The organism is Streptomyces sp. NPDC008238, from assembly GCF_042956445.1.
In the GTDB taxonomy this organism is placed as follows: domain Bacteria; phylum Actinomycetota; class Actinomycetes; order Streptomycetales; family Streptomycetaceae; genus Actinacidiphila.
In genome coordinates, this window is the sequence record NZ_JBIBGK010000013.1 from 125,880 (window position 1) to 138,596 (window position 12,717).

A 12,717-nucleotide genomic window follows, 5' to 3' on the forward strand; every position below is an offset into this window, starting at 1 on the left:
CGCCCGGAGACCGAAGCGAAGGATGGAGGAGCCGTGGGCAGCCTGGTCGTCGTAGGAGTGGACGGCTCGACGTCGAGCGACGCCGCGGTCGTGCAGGCCGCCCGGGAAGCCCACCGGCGCCGTGCGAAGCTCCGCGTGGTGCACGCCTTCACCTGGCCGTCCGGGCCCACGTACGCGCCACTGGACCCGTCGCCCCTCAACCGCATGGCGCACGACGCCGCCGAGCGCGCCCGCGGTGCCGCGCCCGGCACGGAGGTCACCGGCACGGTGATGCTCGGCGGTGCGGTGTCGGTGCTGACGGCCGAGTCGCGGGCCGCCGACCTGCTCGTCGTCGGCAGCCGGGGCACGGGCGGCTTCCTCGGCATGCTGCTGGGCTCCACCGCGGTGTCCGTGGCCGCACACGCCGAGTGCCCCGTCATGGTGGTCCGCGAGGACCCGCCGCACACCGGTCCCGTCGTGCTGGGTGTCGACGGCTCCCCGCACGGTGAGGACGCGATCGCGTTCGCCTTCGCCGAGGCGGCGCTCAGAGAGGCGGAGATCCTCGCCTTGCACGCCTGGCTGCCGGACTACGCCCCGCCCGGTACGGGCGTGGAGAGCGCGGAGCGTCTGCTGTCCCTGGCGCTCGCCGGCCACGGGGAGCGGTATCCCGACGTCACGGTCCGGCAGGAAGTCGGGAGCGGTGAGACCCGGGAGGTCCTGATCGAGGCGAGCAGGACCGCCCAGCTGACGGTCGTGGGGGCCAGGGGCCGCGGCGGCTTCACGGGACTGCTCCTCGGCTCGGTGAGCCAGGCGCTGCTGCACCACGCGCACGGCCCGGTCGCCGTCGTCCGCGGCAAGGCCTGATCGGGCGCCGGAACCGCACAGGATGTGGCAGTTGGGGTCACGCCGCGTGGCGGGCGGATAGATTGGTGGTCTGCTGCGACGGGTTGCCGGACGTGGGATCCGGTGAGGTTGGGGGAGTCTGGTCATGGGGGAGGAGGAGCCCGGGTTCACCGAGCGCTGGCTCGAGACCGGCTCGGGGCCCGGTGCCGTGGTCCGGGCCCGCGTGACCCAGGTGAACCACGAGGCCCAGACGGCGTACCGGGCCTGGCTCGACCACGCCACCTCGTGCCCCACCTGCCAGGACGGCGCCGCCCGCCGGTGCACCGTCGTACAACCCCTCTGGGACGCCTACCAGACGGCCGGCCACGCGGACTTCTGAACGGCCACCGGCGCGACGAACCGACGCCCACCGGCGAACGGACGGGGAGCAGGGGTCCACGTCCACGTCTTCCGGCGCCCGGTGGACGGCGCGGCGTCAAGGGGCCGAGGACAGCAACCCGCGGGCCGTGGCCAGGCTCCAGGCCGCCAGGGTGAAGCCGTCGTGGATCTGCCCCTCGGCGAGCGCGGCGCGCATCTCGGCGGGGGTGAGGGCCCGGAAGGCGTCGATCCCCTCCTCGAGCGCGTCGGGGCCGGGGGTCTCCGGGAACGAGGACGAGGCGAGGCGGGCGAGGTACAACTGGTCGCGGCCGCTGTGCATGCCGGTGTCGGAGCTGAGCTCGCCGAGATGGACCATCTCGGTCACCTTCCCCCCGAGTTCCTCGAGCAGTTCGCGGCGTGCCGTGGTGGCGGACACCTCGCCCGGCGCGCCGAAACCGCGGGGGATCTCCCAGTGCCAGTCCCGGTCGGCGTGCCGGAAGTGGTGCAGCAGGACGATCCTGCCGTCCTCCAGTACCGGCAGGACCGCGGCACCCCCGTCCACGTCCTCGGCGACGAAGCGGATGTAGGTGTTGACGCGCCCGGAGCGGAAACGCACGGCGTCGCGGATCATGCACACATAGGGGTCGCGGAAGACGACGCCGATGTCCGCGCAGTCCGCGGGGAAGCCGAACGCGGTGGCCACCTTCTCCACTTCCCGCGTCACATGGTCCTGGTCGGCGCGCTCCAGCAGGATCTCGTACGCGGTTCCCGGGGGGTTCACGAAGAGCTCCGGCCGCCGCTCCCGCAAGGCGTCGTACGCCCTCAGCCGTGCCTCCCTGCGCTCGCGCACCTGGTCGTCCGCGTGGTCCGCGTGGTCCGCCTGCGTCATGTGTCCCCTCGTCTCTTCCGGTTGGTGCCGATCTCGGACCCGGGCCGCGCCGGCGGCGGGCCGCGGTGGCTACAGGTACAGGGCCAGCGGGGTGTGCTGGATGCGGCCGGCCAGGTTCGGATAGTCGTCCAGCACGTCGAGGTAGTGCTCGTGGAGGGCCTGGACGACGTCGAAGGGCGCGCTGTCGGCGTCGCCCAGGGCACGTCTGCTCTTGCGCAGCAGAGCGCGTACGGTCTCCACCATCGCGATGTCCAGGACATACCACAGGGGCAGGCACACGGCTCCGGCGCCGCTGATGATCAGCGAACGCATGAATCCCAGGACGTCGCCCCCGTCCGAGCGCATGCCCTGCCCCGCCACGCACGCTCCCAGCACGGACAGCTTGTTGCGCGGCAGGTTCACGCGCAGGGCGAGGTCGAACTGGGTCAGCACGTCCTGGTCGCCGAGGTGGAGCAGCGGGCCGGAGGCCTCCGGGCCGTCCAGGTAGGTGCCGTGCCCGGCGTACACGAAGAACTCCGGTTCCACGGCGGCGAGGGCGCCGAGCCCGTCCCAGTCGGCGCCGTGGGCGGGCCCGCCGTACTCCAGGCCCTCCGGCGGGTGCCCGGCCACCACGACGTGATCGCGGTCCCAGCCCGTGCCGACCAGTTCACGTCCCGAGGCGTCGGAGTCGGTGGACAGCAGGGCCGCCAGGTCGTCGTCCCGTTCCACGAGCTGGCGCTTGAGAAGGTGGCGCCCCTGCGTGACGAAGGCGGCGACGCTGACGGAGTGGGAGAGCGGGACCCGCGCGGCGAGCGGACGGGTGTCGCCGGGCCCCACCGCGACGTGCAGCGGTACGGCGAAGACGTGGTCGGTGGGGATCAGGGTGAGATGGGTCGTGGTGCCGCCGTCCTCGACGCGGTCCCACACGGGTGCGACGAGCAGGTCCCAGACACGGCGGCAGGTCGCCTCTGAGGGCCACGGTGCCTCGGGATCGGAGACGTCGGCCCACACCAGCTCGGCCAGCTCCGCCACGCTCTCGTACGGGATGCCCGGCACCGTCGTCAGGCGCCCGTCCCGGCAGACCAAGATGCCGAGGGAGTCGGACACCGCTCCGCCGCCGCCCGTCACGCCGTCGGGCGCCGCGTAGCGGAAGTAGCGGACCACGCACGAGCCCGGATGGTTGAGGGTGTACTGGACGAGGCGGTGCGCGATGTCCTCGTCGTGCGGGACGGAGGCCAACGGGGCGTCCAGGAAACGCTCTTCGTACTCGCGCTCACGGTCGGCCAGCACCTCCCGGAGAGCCCGCGCCAGCTCCGGTGAGGCGGAGCGCAGACCGGCGCGCACCGCGGGCGCGGCGCCGCCGCCCTCGGCCGAGGGGGCTCCGGCGATGTGACGCGCGGGCGGCCCGAGGGCGGAGGGGCGGGAGGAGCCGAGCAGGTCCAGCAGCTCACGGCCGGCGGACTCCTCGACCAGGGAGAGGATCCGCTCCTGGTCCGCCTGGCGGTCGTGCCCGCGGACGACGGCCTCCGCGGTGGCGTGCAGGAACGCCGGCCGCATGTGACGGTTGTACGTCCGCTTGTACGCGGGCAGGGCGATGGCCGACCGGACCGAACGCGCCAGCCCCAGCCGCCGCGTGAGGACGTCCTCGGGACGGCTGTCGGGTGGCAGGCCTTCGGCGGTCCGCTGGTACCCGCGGACGGTGTAGGCGTAGAAGTCGACGTCCAGCCCGGCGTGGTGCCCGTCCGCCGATTCGTCCTGCTCGATTTCGTCCAGCAACTGCCGTAACTGCGCCAGGCCCTGGCCGCCGCCGCTGCGGAGCGCGAGATTCTGCCGGGCGATGGCCCTGCCACGTGACCACGGGAGGTCCAGCAGCTCCTCGAAGTGCTGCCGGGCGTTCTCCGGGTCGCACAGCGCCTGATTGGTGCGCGACTGGGCCACCCGGTAAGCGTCCGAGAGACCCCGCGAGATCGCCAGCGAACGCGAGGTGACCTCCAGCGACCGTGCGGGCTGCCCGGCCTCCCGGAGCGCGATGGCGAGGTTGTGGAGCGCGTTGGAGCAGCCGCGGAGGAACTCCCGGTGGCGGACGGGAGCGTCCGGCGTCGGAGGAGCGACGAGGCCGACACCGTGAAGGTGCGCCAGCTCCTCGATCTCCTCGAGGAGCACCTCGAGTTCCCCGGCGAACCCGGCCGTGGCGGAGCCTGTGCGGCCGTCCCGGCTCGCCTGCCCCTGCTCCTCGAACCGCGCCCGTTCGCGGTTGCTGCGCAGATCCGGCACGGCCCACCACAGCCCGGCCTGCTCCGCGACGTCCAGCGCGGTGCCGAAGGAGATCCGGGCCGAGGTGAAGCTGCCCAGCCGGTACCGGATCCGGCCCTCCCCGTCGAACCACCGGGCGAGCGCGTAGGCGGCGAAGGGGTCGTCGGCAGGCAGCGCGCCGCGGAGGTGGAGATCGTGCAGCAGCCGCGCGTCGTCGCGCGAGGCCTTGATCAGCTGCAGGCCGGTGAACAGCCGGTACGCCACGTCCGCGTGGACGATCTCGCACCAGTGCGCGCCCACCCGGCGCGCCGTCGCACGGACGTCGTCGGGCCGGCCCCGATCGGACCCGGCGGCCAGCCGCAGGAGGCGCAGGGCGTCGTCCTGCCGCATGGGGACGTCGAAGTCCACGTCGAAGCGCAGGATGACGTCCTCGACGTCGAGCTGTCCGATCAGCTCGAGGACGGCCGCGACGGGGTCGTGCGGCGGTGGGCTCGTCGACTGGGACATGGTCTGTTCGGCTCCCGCTTCTGTGAGGACGGGCGGTGGTCGGCGGTCGGGGGCGGGGACGAGCCGGGGGAGTCAGCGGCGGCGGGCCGCCCGGTGGACCGCCGCGGTGACGGCCAGTCCCACGGCCGCACACGCGCACAGCGTCACCACGGGCGGCAGCAGGGTGTGACCGAGCCGGAGGCGCCACACCGTCAGCGCCAGCCAGCACACCGAGGACCCGAGCAGGCCCGCGGCCGCCGAGTCGATCCAGCGGTAGGAGAGGGAGACCGCCGAGACCGCGGCCTGCCTGAGCACGGCCAGCGGCAGGAGCAGCGCGACGGCCGCGAGGACGAGGATCGCCGGCAACTGGGCCGGCTTCGGGAGCGGAAGGTCGTAGTCGAGGGTCTGCACCACGGTCAGCGCGGTCAGCAGGGACCCCAGGGTCGACGTCTGCACCAGGCTCAACCGGTTCCGGTACTCGTTCAGCGCCCGGTCGGTGACGGCGGTGGCCGCGGCGCGCGCCGACTCGGCGCGTTCGCGGGCGGTCGACATGTACTCCACGTCGTCCTGGACCTGGGCGATCAGGGCCTCGGCGGCCGCCACGTCGCGCTCCGGCCAGGAGGTGCCGGCACCGACGCGCCGTGACGGGGGCGTGTACCGGCGCATGTTCGTGACCGCGAGGCCCACCGTGCGGGCCAGGTCGCGATGTTTGGTGAGGGACCAGAGCGTTCCCTGCGGCCCGAGCCGTGTCCGGTCCAGTTGGGCGGCCGCGGCCAGGACGTCCTTGAGGCTCACCGGATCGCCGGCCGCGCTCGGCTGCAGCGCCCGCAGCAGGGCCTCGCTCTCCCGGTCGCTCGCCGCCAGGCGCTCGTGGAGAGTCCCGGAGGCGCGTTGGTAGACGCGGGCCTCGAAACCGGCCTTGGCGGCATGCATCAGGTACCGGGTCAGCGGCCGCATGCCGTACTCACCCGACACCGCCCAGGCCCACTCGTCCAACGCCTCCTCGGCCCGCGCCGGAGCCAGCACGCAGAAGTCGCCCACCACCTGCGCCGGGTCGTCCCGGCCGGTGCGCCAGACGGAGAACCCTTGCTCGGTGACGTCGTGTCCGCGCCACCAGCCCTCCTCTCCTTCGCCGGACGCCGGTGCGTGGTGTCGGACCACTTGGGCCATGGACCGCTCCGAGCGGGATCTGCCTTCCCGGTACAGCGCGGTGAAGAGGTGGAACTCGCCCAGGATCTGCTCCGGCGGGGGATCGGCGGCTCCTGCTCGGGCCACGGCCGCCGACCACTGGTTCAGCAGGGTGTTCCACTGTTCGGGGCCGGCGTCGGGGTCGTTCGGCGCCAGCAGGGCGACCAGCCCCACCACGTCGTGCTCGGCGAACAGCAACGCGGCGTGGACGCCGGGACCGTCCGTCCGCGTCCGCGCCCCGGCCAGGACGGTGTACGCCGCAACAGTGCCCGCACGACCGTCCAACCCGAGATGCTCGTCCGTGGGCAGGCCGTCGATCGGCGCCGTCATGCCGAGCAGCCGGCAGGCGTCCCAGAGGCGCCGCAGGTACGCGTGGGGAGAGGCCCCGCCCCACTCCGGCGCGGCCGGCGCGAAGCAGGTGATGATCAGCGACGGTTTGGCGAACCGGTGCACCAGGCGTCACCCCTTCCAGGAGGACGAAGGACGCTCAGTCGTCCGAGGGCGGCGTGCACCCCGCGTCGCCCTGTCCGTCCGTTCCGTCCAGGCGGAGGCAGAGTTCGCCGACCAGGGTGTTGCGTTGCTCGCGCAGCTCCGGCGAGATGGGGGTCTTCCGGGCGCCTGGCAAGGCCTTGGCGCGATGGCTGGACTCCAGTCCCTGCAATGCGTCGAGGGCCTTGGCGACCGCCTCGTCGGAATCCGCGGCCTTCCCGGTCGTCAGGGCCTCGCTCAGACCCCGCAGCACCTCGTCCACCTTGAGCCATTTCTCGGCCGACAGGAACCAGTCGTCCAGAGCCTGAAGCCGTCTGGCGGCACGCCGCGTCGCGTCAGCATCCACCAGTAGCCCCCCGTTGCCGCTTCCCCGCATCCCTGACGGGAAGGGGAGCCCAGAATAGCGCCGCATCACCGGGCGCGCGGTCTGAATTCCCGTGTACGCAGGGGCTGTTCACCGGTCGTGGAGGCGGGCGGGACCGCGGACGCGGCAGTGGTGTCAGGAGCATCGCGGGGGCGACGAAGTGGTGCCGCTCGACAAGCCGTCCAGGGCGGGAAGGGGGTCCGCCGATGCGGCGTAGCGGTACGTACGGGCTGCTACAGTGCCGGTATGAGCAGCCAGAGGCAGATCAACGTGAGGGTGGACGCGGAGACGGCCGCCGGCATCGAGGCGCGGGCCAAGGCCGCCGGAATGAGCGTGTCCGACTACGCCCGCCAGGTCCTGGCGGACGAGGCCAACGACCTCCGGCACCGGTTCCTGGGCGCGGGCGCGCACTTCGCGGACGCCTGGGGCGACACCTTCGCGGAGGCGTTCGGTCACCCGAAGGCCGGAGAGGGTGCCGGGGCCGCCGCGTGATCGTCCACATCGACCGGGCGTGGCTGCTGGACCTCGCGCACCGGCACATGCCCGGCGACCCCGACATCACCGACTTCGGTTCCATGGCGGCCGCCGTGGCCAGGCACGCCGACAAGGTGATGGACACCCCCGTCTACACGGAGGTGCACCACCGCGCCGCCGCCCTCATGCACCAGCTGATCCGGGTGCCGGCGCTGGAGCACGCCAACGAGCTGTTCGCCGCGGTCGTCGCGGCGGCGTACCTGACGGCGAGCGGGGCGATCGTGACCGTGGGCGCGAAGGAGGCGGCGGAGCTGGCGGCGCGGATCGACCGGGACGCCCTGGACGTCAGGGCGGTCGCCGAGGTCGTCCGCGGATGGGTGGCGACGTAGGCGGTCCTCACCGGCGGACGTGACGGACCCCGGCCCCGCGAGGGCCGGGGTCCTCCTGCTTCCTTCCCCTGCGCACCGAGCCCGGGGCATCCGCTGCCGCCGCGGTGCGCTCGGCGCAGGCGGTCAGGCGGGGGCCGCGGCGAGCGCGCCGATCCGGTCGGCCGCGGCCACGTCGCCGCCGTCGGCGCGGAGCCGCGCCAGAAGTGTGGGCCGGCCGTCAGACTGCAGCGGGCAACCGCTGTAATCCCCGTCCACGGGAGGAGGAGGCCAAGCAGTCGACCAGCATGGGCCGCTGGTCGTTGCGCATCCGCGGTGAGGTGGTGTCGAAGACGCCTCCGCCCCGATCTGGCTTGCGGGATTCCGCCCGTACGGTGCGGGACCGTGACGCCGTCCGGATGCCGGGGAGGATCGCGTGGCGTGGGCGGCGGCCCGATACATTGGGGTGTCCGTCGGTGGGGCCGGCCGGATGTGGGATCCGGCGAGGTTGGGGGAGTCTGGTCATGGGGGAGGAGGAACCCGGGTTCACGGAGCGCTGGCTGGAGACCGGCTCCGGGCCCGGTGCCGTGGTCCGGGCGCGTGTGAGCCGGGCGAACCAGGCGGCCCAGACGGCGTACCGGGCCTGGCTCGACCACGCGACCTCGTGCTCCACCTGCCAGGACGGCGCCGCCCGCCGGTGCACCGTCGTACAACCCCTCTGGAACGCCTACCAGGCGGCCCAGCAGGCGGCCTTGTGACTCCGACGTGGCACCGATGACGCACCGATGACGCCCCATGAGCTTCGGCGGAAGCCGGTGGTCATGGCGGCCCCGAAGGCTACGATGCCTCCATGCCCGAGCAGTTGTACGCCCGTACGAGCCGCGGTTGCACGGTCGGGGACCTGGATTCCCGGCTGCGCACGGCGGTACTGGCCACGGCCGAGACCGAACTGCTCGGCGACGTTGCGGCGGCCGCGACCGCCTGTGTGGAGACCCGCAGCGTGCCCCGGCGCCGTCCCGGCGTCCTCGCGCGCCTGACCAGGGGCGGCCCCCTGCGCGAGACGCTGACCGCCGCCGTGCTGCTGCCGGGGCACCTGCTGGTCTCGGTGACCGACACGAGCACGGGGACGACCACGGCACGTTCCGGGCGGCTGGCCGACATGACCCTCACCGAAGGCGATCAGCGACTGGCCGTCGACAGCGGGATGTCGGTGTTCACCCGCTGGTCGGACCGGTCCGAGGCCGAGTCCCTGCACGTCGCCCTCGGCGACGACCCGGCCGGCCGCTCGTTCAGGGACGCGCTGCGAGACGCCGTCCGGGCGGCGAAGAGCGGCTGAGCCGCCCGGACGGCGCGCCGCCGCAGCCGGACCCGTCACGCGACGGCCGGCGGGAACTCAGACGCGGTGCTCGGGTGCGACGTAATCGAAGGTCGGGCCGGCCGCCGGACCGTCGTCGTCCTGCATGGCCATGAGCGCCTGCGCCTGCTGCTTGACCGCGTACATCGTGCCCACCGACATCCCCAGCATCGCCGGATTGCCGTTGAAGGCCTCCTCGAGCAGGTGGAGCATCGTGCAGTACGTCTGGTTGAACGCCTCCTGCGCGGTGCGGATCGCGCTGCCCACGGGGTGGTCCTCCATCCGGGGGTTGGGCCGCAGGGGGCGGACGCCGGCCGGGTCCACCGTCACCGCCTCCCCCGTGGGGCCGGACTCGGGCGTGTCCCCGGGCCGGTACCGCCGGCCGAGCGCCAGTTCCCGGAACCGGTAGTAGTGGGAGACCGCCTTGCTCTCGGGGTGGAACAGGTCCACGTCCCCGTCCCAGACCCCGGCGCGTGCCGCGCCCTCGCCCTGCTCGACGATCTCCTCCAGCGCCGCGAGCGCCGAGTCGAGGTCGGTGACCGGGCTCAGGTGCCCGGCGGTGTGCGCGAAGGGGCCGCCGGCGACCTGGCGGGCGGGGTCCCCGGTGAAGACCCGGTCCTCGCCGAGTTCGTCGCACAGCCGCCGCAGGCCCTTCTCGACCGCATCGTAGAACTGGCCGATCGTCTCGTAGCCGTCGCCTTCGGCGGGGTCCCCCGGGCGCGCCGGCTGTTCCAGGCGGAGGAACATCGCCAGGGCCTCGTCCCCGAAGGGCAGCAGCGACAACTCGATGGACGGGTCGGCGTGGGGCATGGTCCGCGGGTGTCCCGGCAGCAGGTCCGGCGCGTCCAGGCGGGGTTGTCCGCCGACGGCGTTGAGGAGGTTCGCCGCCAGGGCGAGGTGGATCATCTCCTCGACGAACACGCCGCCGATCAACTGCGCGGCGTTCGGGTTCCGCCCGGGGTCGAGGGAGTACAGGGCCGTCAGGTAGGGCGGCAACGTGGCGTGTTCGAGTTCGATGGCCCACTGGAGGTGCTGACGCAGGTCGTCCAGCGTCGTGATGCCCGCCGTCGAGGCGGCTGCGGAAGGGGTGGACCGGTCCTGGATCATGGATGCGTGTGCTCACTTCGGTGTCTTGGGCGCACGGGAGCCCCACCTTCGGCGGCGGACGCCGGCGGTCACGAGGTGCCCGCCGAAGTGCGCTCGCGACGAGGGTGGTTGCTCTCCGTGTGGTCACCTCCCTGACCGGGTCGGCCGCGGGTTTGTGACACCCGTCCGCCCCCCGTGTCGGCCCGGCGTCAGCCTGCGTCGGGGATCCAGGTGCGGGCGAGTCGCGCGACCCACGCGGTGGCGGCGTCGGGGTCCGGCGGGGGCGCGCCGACGACGACGAGTTCCGAGACGCCCGCCGAGGCGAGGGCGGGCAGGTGTTCCGGCGTGCCGTCGCTCAACGCGACCGCGACGGTGAACTCGTCGAAGGCGCGGCCGTGGCGGGCGCACGCGTCGGCGAGGACGGCCGTGCGCGAGGGGACGTCGGCGGCGGGGACGTTGAAGCCGTACCAGCCGTCCGCGTGCGCCGCCGCGCGGCGCAGCGCGGTGTCGCTGTTGCCTCCGACGACGACCGGGAGGCGGGCGCCGCGCAGCGGCTTGGGGTTGACCCGGATCGAGTCGAACCGGGTGAACTCCCCGGTGAAGGTGGCCGGGTCGTCAGCCCACAGGGTGCGCATCGCGGCGAGGTACTCCTCGGCGCGCCGGCCGCGCGCTGCGAAGGGCACGTCGAGCGCGGCGAACTCCTCCGCCGACCAGCCGACCCCCACCCCCAGGGTGAAGCGTCCGGCCGAGAGCACGTCGAGTGTGGCGGCCTGCTTGGCGAGTGCGACCGGGTGGTGCTCCGGCAGCAGGAGCACCCCGGTGGCGAGTTCGATCCGGCTGGTGACAGCGGCGGCGTAGGTGAGGGCGAGCAGCGGGTCGAGCCAGTCCGCGTCCGCGGGCACGGCGATGCGTCCGTCGGGGGAGTACGGGTACCGGGAGGCGGGTGCGTCCACGAGCACCACGTGCTCGCCGCACCAGAGCCTGGCGAAACCGTGCGCCTCCGCTGCCGCGGCCACAGCGGCGACGACCTGCGGACGGGCACCGTCACCGATGCCGAGCGCGTGCAGTCCCACTCGCATCCGCCACCTCCTGGCGTCACCCTAGGCGGGAAGCGCGGACCCGCCCGGATGACGCGGCAGGCCGCGCGGCGCCCGCCCGGTGCGTCACCCGGACGGTGCAGGCCACCGCGGGCGGCCGGGACGGGCCGCCGCACCGGTTACCCTTGCGGCCTCCACCTCCGACGGGAAGAGCCGATGACCGAGATCCAGACCCCCCGCCTGCTCCTGCGCCGCTGGCAGGACGACGATCTGGTCCCCATGGCCGAGATCAACGGCGACCCGCGGGTCATGCGCTGGGTCGGCGACGGCTCCGTGCGCGACCTGGAACACACGGCGGAGGCCATCGAGCGGTGGGAGGAGGAATGGGACGAGGAGGGCTTCGGCCTCTTCGCCGTCGAGTTGCTCGCCTCGGGCGAACTGGCCGGCTTCACCGGCCTCACGCTGCCCGGGTTCCTGCCCGAGGTGATGCCCGAGGTGTCCGTCTGCTGGCGGCTGGGAGCGCAGTTCTGGGGCCAGGGGTACGCCTCGGAGGCCGCACACGCCGCGATGGAGTTCGCGCTCCAGGACCGCGGCCTGGAACGCCTGGTCGCGGTCGCCCGCATCGGCGACACCGCCTCGGAGAAGGTGATCCGCAAGCTCGGCATGGTGCCGGAGCACGACACCACGCATCCCACGTACGGCTTCCCGCTGCGCGTCCACACCATCGACCTCACCGAGTACGAGGCCTGAACCGGCGCGACCGCCCCCCGTCGGCGTCGGCGGGGGAGCCACCCTGCACGGCGACGCCCGGCACTGGAAGTTCCGTGCCAGACGCATGAACTTGCGTGCCACGCTTGCCGAGAGCCGAGGCAAAGGGTGGGCGCCGGAACGCGGTACCGCACGACGAAATGTCCTCGGTGAGTACCGCCTTTTCTGAGGACGCGTCATCCCTGTTTCCGCCTTCGGTTCGAGGACTTCGCCGGAGAAAGAAGGCGAGGCCCGCAGGCCGCGACCATGGCGCGACGAGAATGCGGCGGCGGGCACTGTCCTGTTGCGCTCCCTTTCACATCGGGCGAGAAGCCGGGATGCCCTTCCAGCGCGCATTCGGGAACGAGGACGTATTCCGCGCCGTGCGCGTCCGCACCTCCTTCCGGGAGCGTTTCCTCTCGGCTCCATGGCGGTGCCGTTCGGGGCCCTGCGGCTGACCCCGGTGGGTCGCCCCCTTCCTGCGAACGTGCTGCTCGTGCTGCTCCGGCCCGGCGGAGGCGTGTCCCGCACTCGCAGGCGCCTCTGAGACGGTCTTTCCGCACTGATGTGCGTCCGGAAGCTGTTCCGGCTGAACGGTGCAGAATCTGCGTCCCGCAGCCTTCCCGCCTCCTCTTCGGGGAATTCAACCTTCCGATAGATTCGCGGCACCCCGAGCTTCACGGAAGGCTTGCGCGGAGTTCCCTCACATTCCGCAGCCGTCAGCGCTCACATGGAAAGCGCCGGTCAATACGGAAGGGTCTCGCCGTACGCCGCCCCGATTCCCGGAGACGGCGCCCCGATGGCCCTTTTTCCTTCACCGCTGCGGT

The 12,717-nt window shown here is 73.1% G+C and carries 14 protein-coding genes; 7 read left to right on the forward strand and 7 right to left on the reverse strand.

Translation table 11 applies throughout. The features are described from left to right. Positions 1–33: 33 nt before the first annotated feature. Positions 34–843, forward strand: a complete 810-nt coding sequence (locus ACFZAU_RS24905) for a universal stress protein (protein ID WP_500554013.1) — start codon at positions 34–36, stop codon at positions 841–843. Between the two features lie 124 nt (positions 844–967). Next, the gene (locus tag ACFZAU_RS24910) at positions 968–1,201 is read left to right on the forward strand and encodes a hypothetical protein (RefSeq protein WP_500554014.1); all 234 of its coding nucleotides are present in this window, start codon (positions 968–970) and stop codon (positions 1,199–1,201) included. A 96-nt stretch (positions 1,202–1,297) separates the two neighbouring features. Here the strand turns inward: ACFZAU_RS24910 and ACFZAU_RS24915 are convergent, their stop codons facing one another. The 4 genes from ACFZAU_RS24915 to ACFZAU_RS24930 all read right to left on the reverse strand — a co-directional run bounded on the left by ACFZAU_RS24915 (position 1,298) and on the right by ACFZAU_RS24930 (position 6,809). After that, positions 1,298–2,068, reverse strand: a complete 771-nt coding sequence (locus ACFZAU_RS24915) for an NUDIX hydrolase (RefSeq protein ID WP_500554015.1) — start codon at positions 2,066–2,068, stop codon at positions 1,298–1,300. 69 nt (positions 2,069–2,137) lie between these two features. Continuing rightward, positions 2,138–4,807 carry a CHAT domain-containing protein gene (locus tag ACFZAU_RS24920; RefSeq protein WP_500554016.1) on the reverse strand — a complete coding sequence of 890 codons (2,670 nt, stop codon included), beginning with the start codon at positions 4,805–4,807 and terminating at the stop codon, positions 2,138–2,140. Positions 4,808–4,879: 72 nt separating this feature from the next. Then, positions 4,880–6,427 (reverse strand): CATRA conflict system CASPASE/TPR repeat-associated protein, encoded by a 1,548-nt coding sequence (locus ACFZAU_RS24925; RefSeq protein ID WP_500554017.1) that lies wholly within the window; start codon positions 6,425–6,427, stop codon positions 4,880–4,882. Between the two features lie 34 nt (positions 6,428–6,461). Next, positions 6,462–6,809 (reverse strand): CATRA system-associated protein, encoded by a 348-nt coding sequence (locus tag ACFZAU_RS24930; RefSeq protein WP_500554018.1) that lies wholly within the window; start codon positions 6,807–6,809, stop codon positions 6,462–6,464. Positions 6,810–7,073: 264 nt separating this feature from the next. Between ACFZAU_RS24930 and ACFZAU_RS24935 the strand changes: the two genes are divergently transcribed. Next, a complete protein-coding gene (locus ACFZAU_RS24935) occupies positions 7,074–7,319 on the forward strand; it encodes a plasmid mobilization protein (RefSeq protein WP_500554019.1) in 246 nt (81 codons plus the stop codon). After that, positions 7,316–7,690, forward strand: a complete 375-nt coding sequence (locus tag ACFZAU_RS24940) for a fic family toxin-antitoxin system, toxin component (RefSeq protein ID WP_500554020.1) — start codon at positions 7,316–7,318, stop codon at positions 7,688–7,690. The genes ACFZAU_RS24935 and ACFZAU_RS24940 overlap by 4 nt, the downstream gene beginning before the upstream one ends. A 123-nt stretch (positions 7,691–7,813) precedes the next feature. Here the strand turns inward: ACFZAU_RS24940 and ACFZAU_RS24945 are convergent, their stop codons facing one another. Then, entirely contained in the window at positions 7,814–7,945 is a 132-nt protein-coding gene (locus ACFZAU_RS24945) for a hypothetical protein (RefSeq protein ID WP_500554021.1), read from the reverse strand. Positions 7,946–8,190: 245 nt separating this feature from the next. Here ACFZAU_RS24945 and ACFZAU_RS24950 point away from each other — a divergent pair, with 245 nt between their 5' ends. Together ACFZAU_RS24950 and ACFZAU_RS24955 are read left to right on the forward strand one after the other, a co-directional pair. Beyond that, positions 8,191–8,424: a hypothetical protein gene (locus ACFZAU_RS24950; RefSeq protein ID WP_499601262.1), complete on the forward strand. Its 234-nt coding sequence runs from the start codon at positions 8,191–8,193 to the stop codon at positions 8,422–8,424. Positions 8,425–8,516: 92 nt separating this feature from the next. Further along, a complete protein-coding gene (locus ACFZAU_RS24955; protein ID WP_500554022.1) occupies positions 8,517–9,002 on the forward strand; it encodes a hypothetical protein in 486 nt (161 codons plus the stop codon). Between the two features lie 57 nt (positions 9,003–9,059). Here the strand turns inward: ACFZAU_RS24955 and ACFZAU_RS24960 are convergent, their stop codons facing one another. Together ACFZAU_RS24960 and ACFZAU_RS24965 are read right to left on the reverse strand one after the other, a co-directional pair. After that, positions 9,060–10,127: a ferritin-like domain-containing protein gene (locus ACFZAU_RS24960; RefSeq protein ID WP_500554023.1), complete on the reverse strand. Its 1,068-nt coding sequence runs from the start codon at positions 10,125–10,127 to the stop codon at positions 9,060–9,062. 188 nt (positions 10,128–10,315) lie between these two features. Further along, the gene (locus tag ACFZAU_RS24965; protein ID WP_500554024.1) at positions 10,316–11,185 is read right to left on the reverse strand and encodes an LLM class F420-dependent oxidoreductase; all 870 of its coding nucleotides are present in this window, start codon (positions 11,183–11,185) and stop codon (positions 10,316–10,318) included. A gap of 174 nt (positions 11,186–11,359) precedes the next feature. Between ACFZAU_RS24965 and ACFZAU_RS24970 the strand changes: the two genes are divergently transcribed. Then, the gene (locus ACFZAU_RS24970) at positions 11,360–11,893 is read left to right on the forward strand and encodes a GNAT family N-acetyltransferase (protein WP_499601266.1); all 534 of its coding nucleotides are present in this window, start codon (positions 11,360–11,362) and stop codon (positions 11,891–11,893) included. The last annotated feature ends 824 nt before the right edge of the window (positions 11,894–12,717 follow it).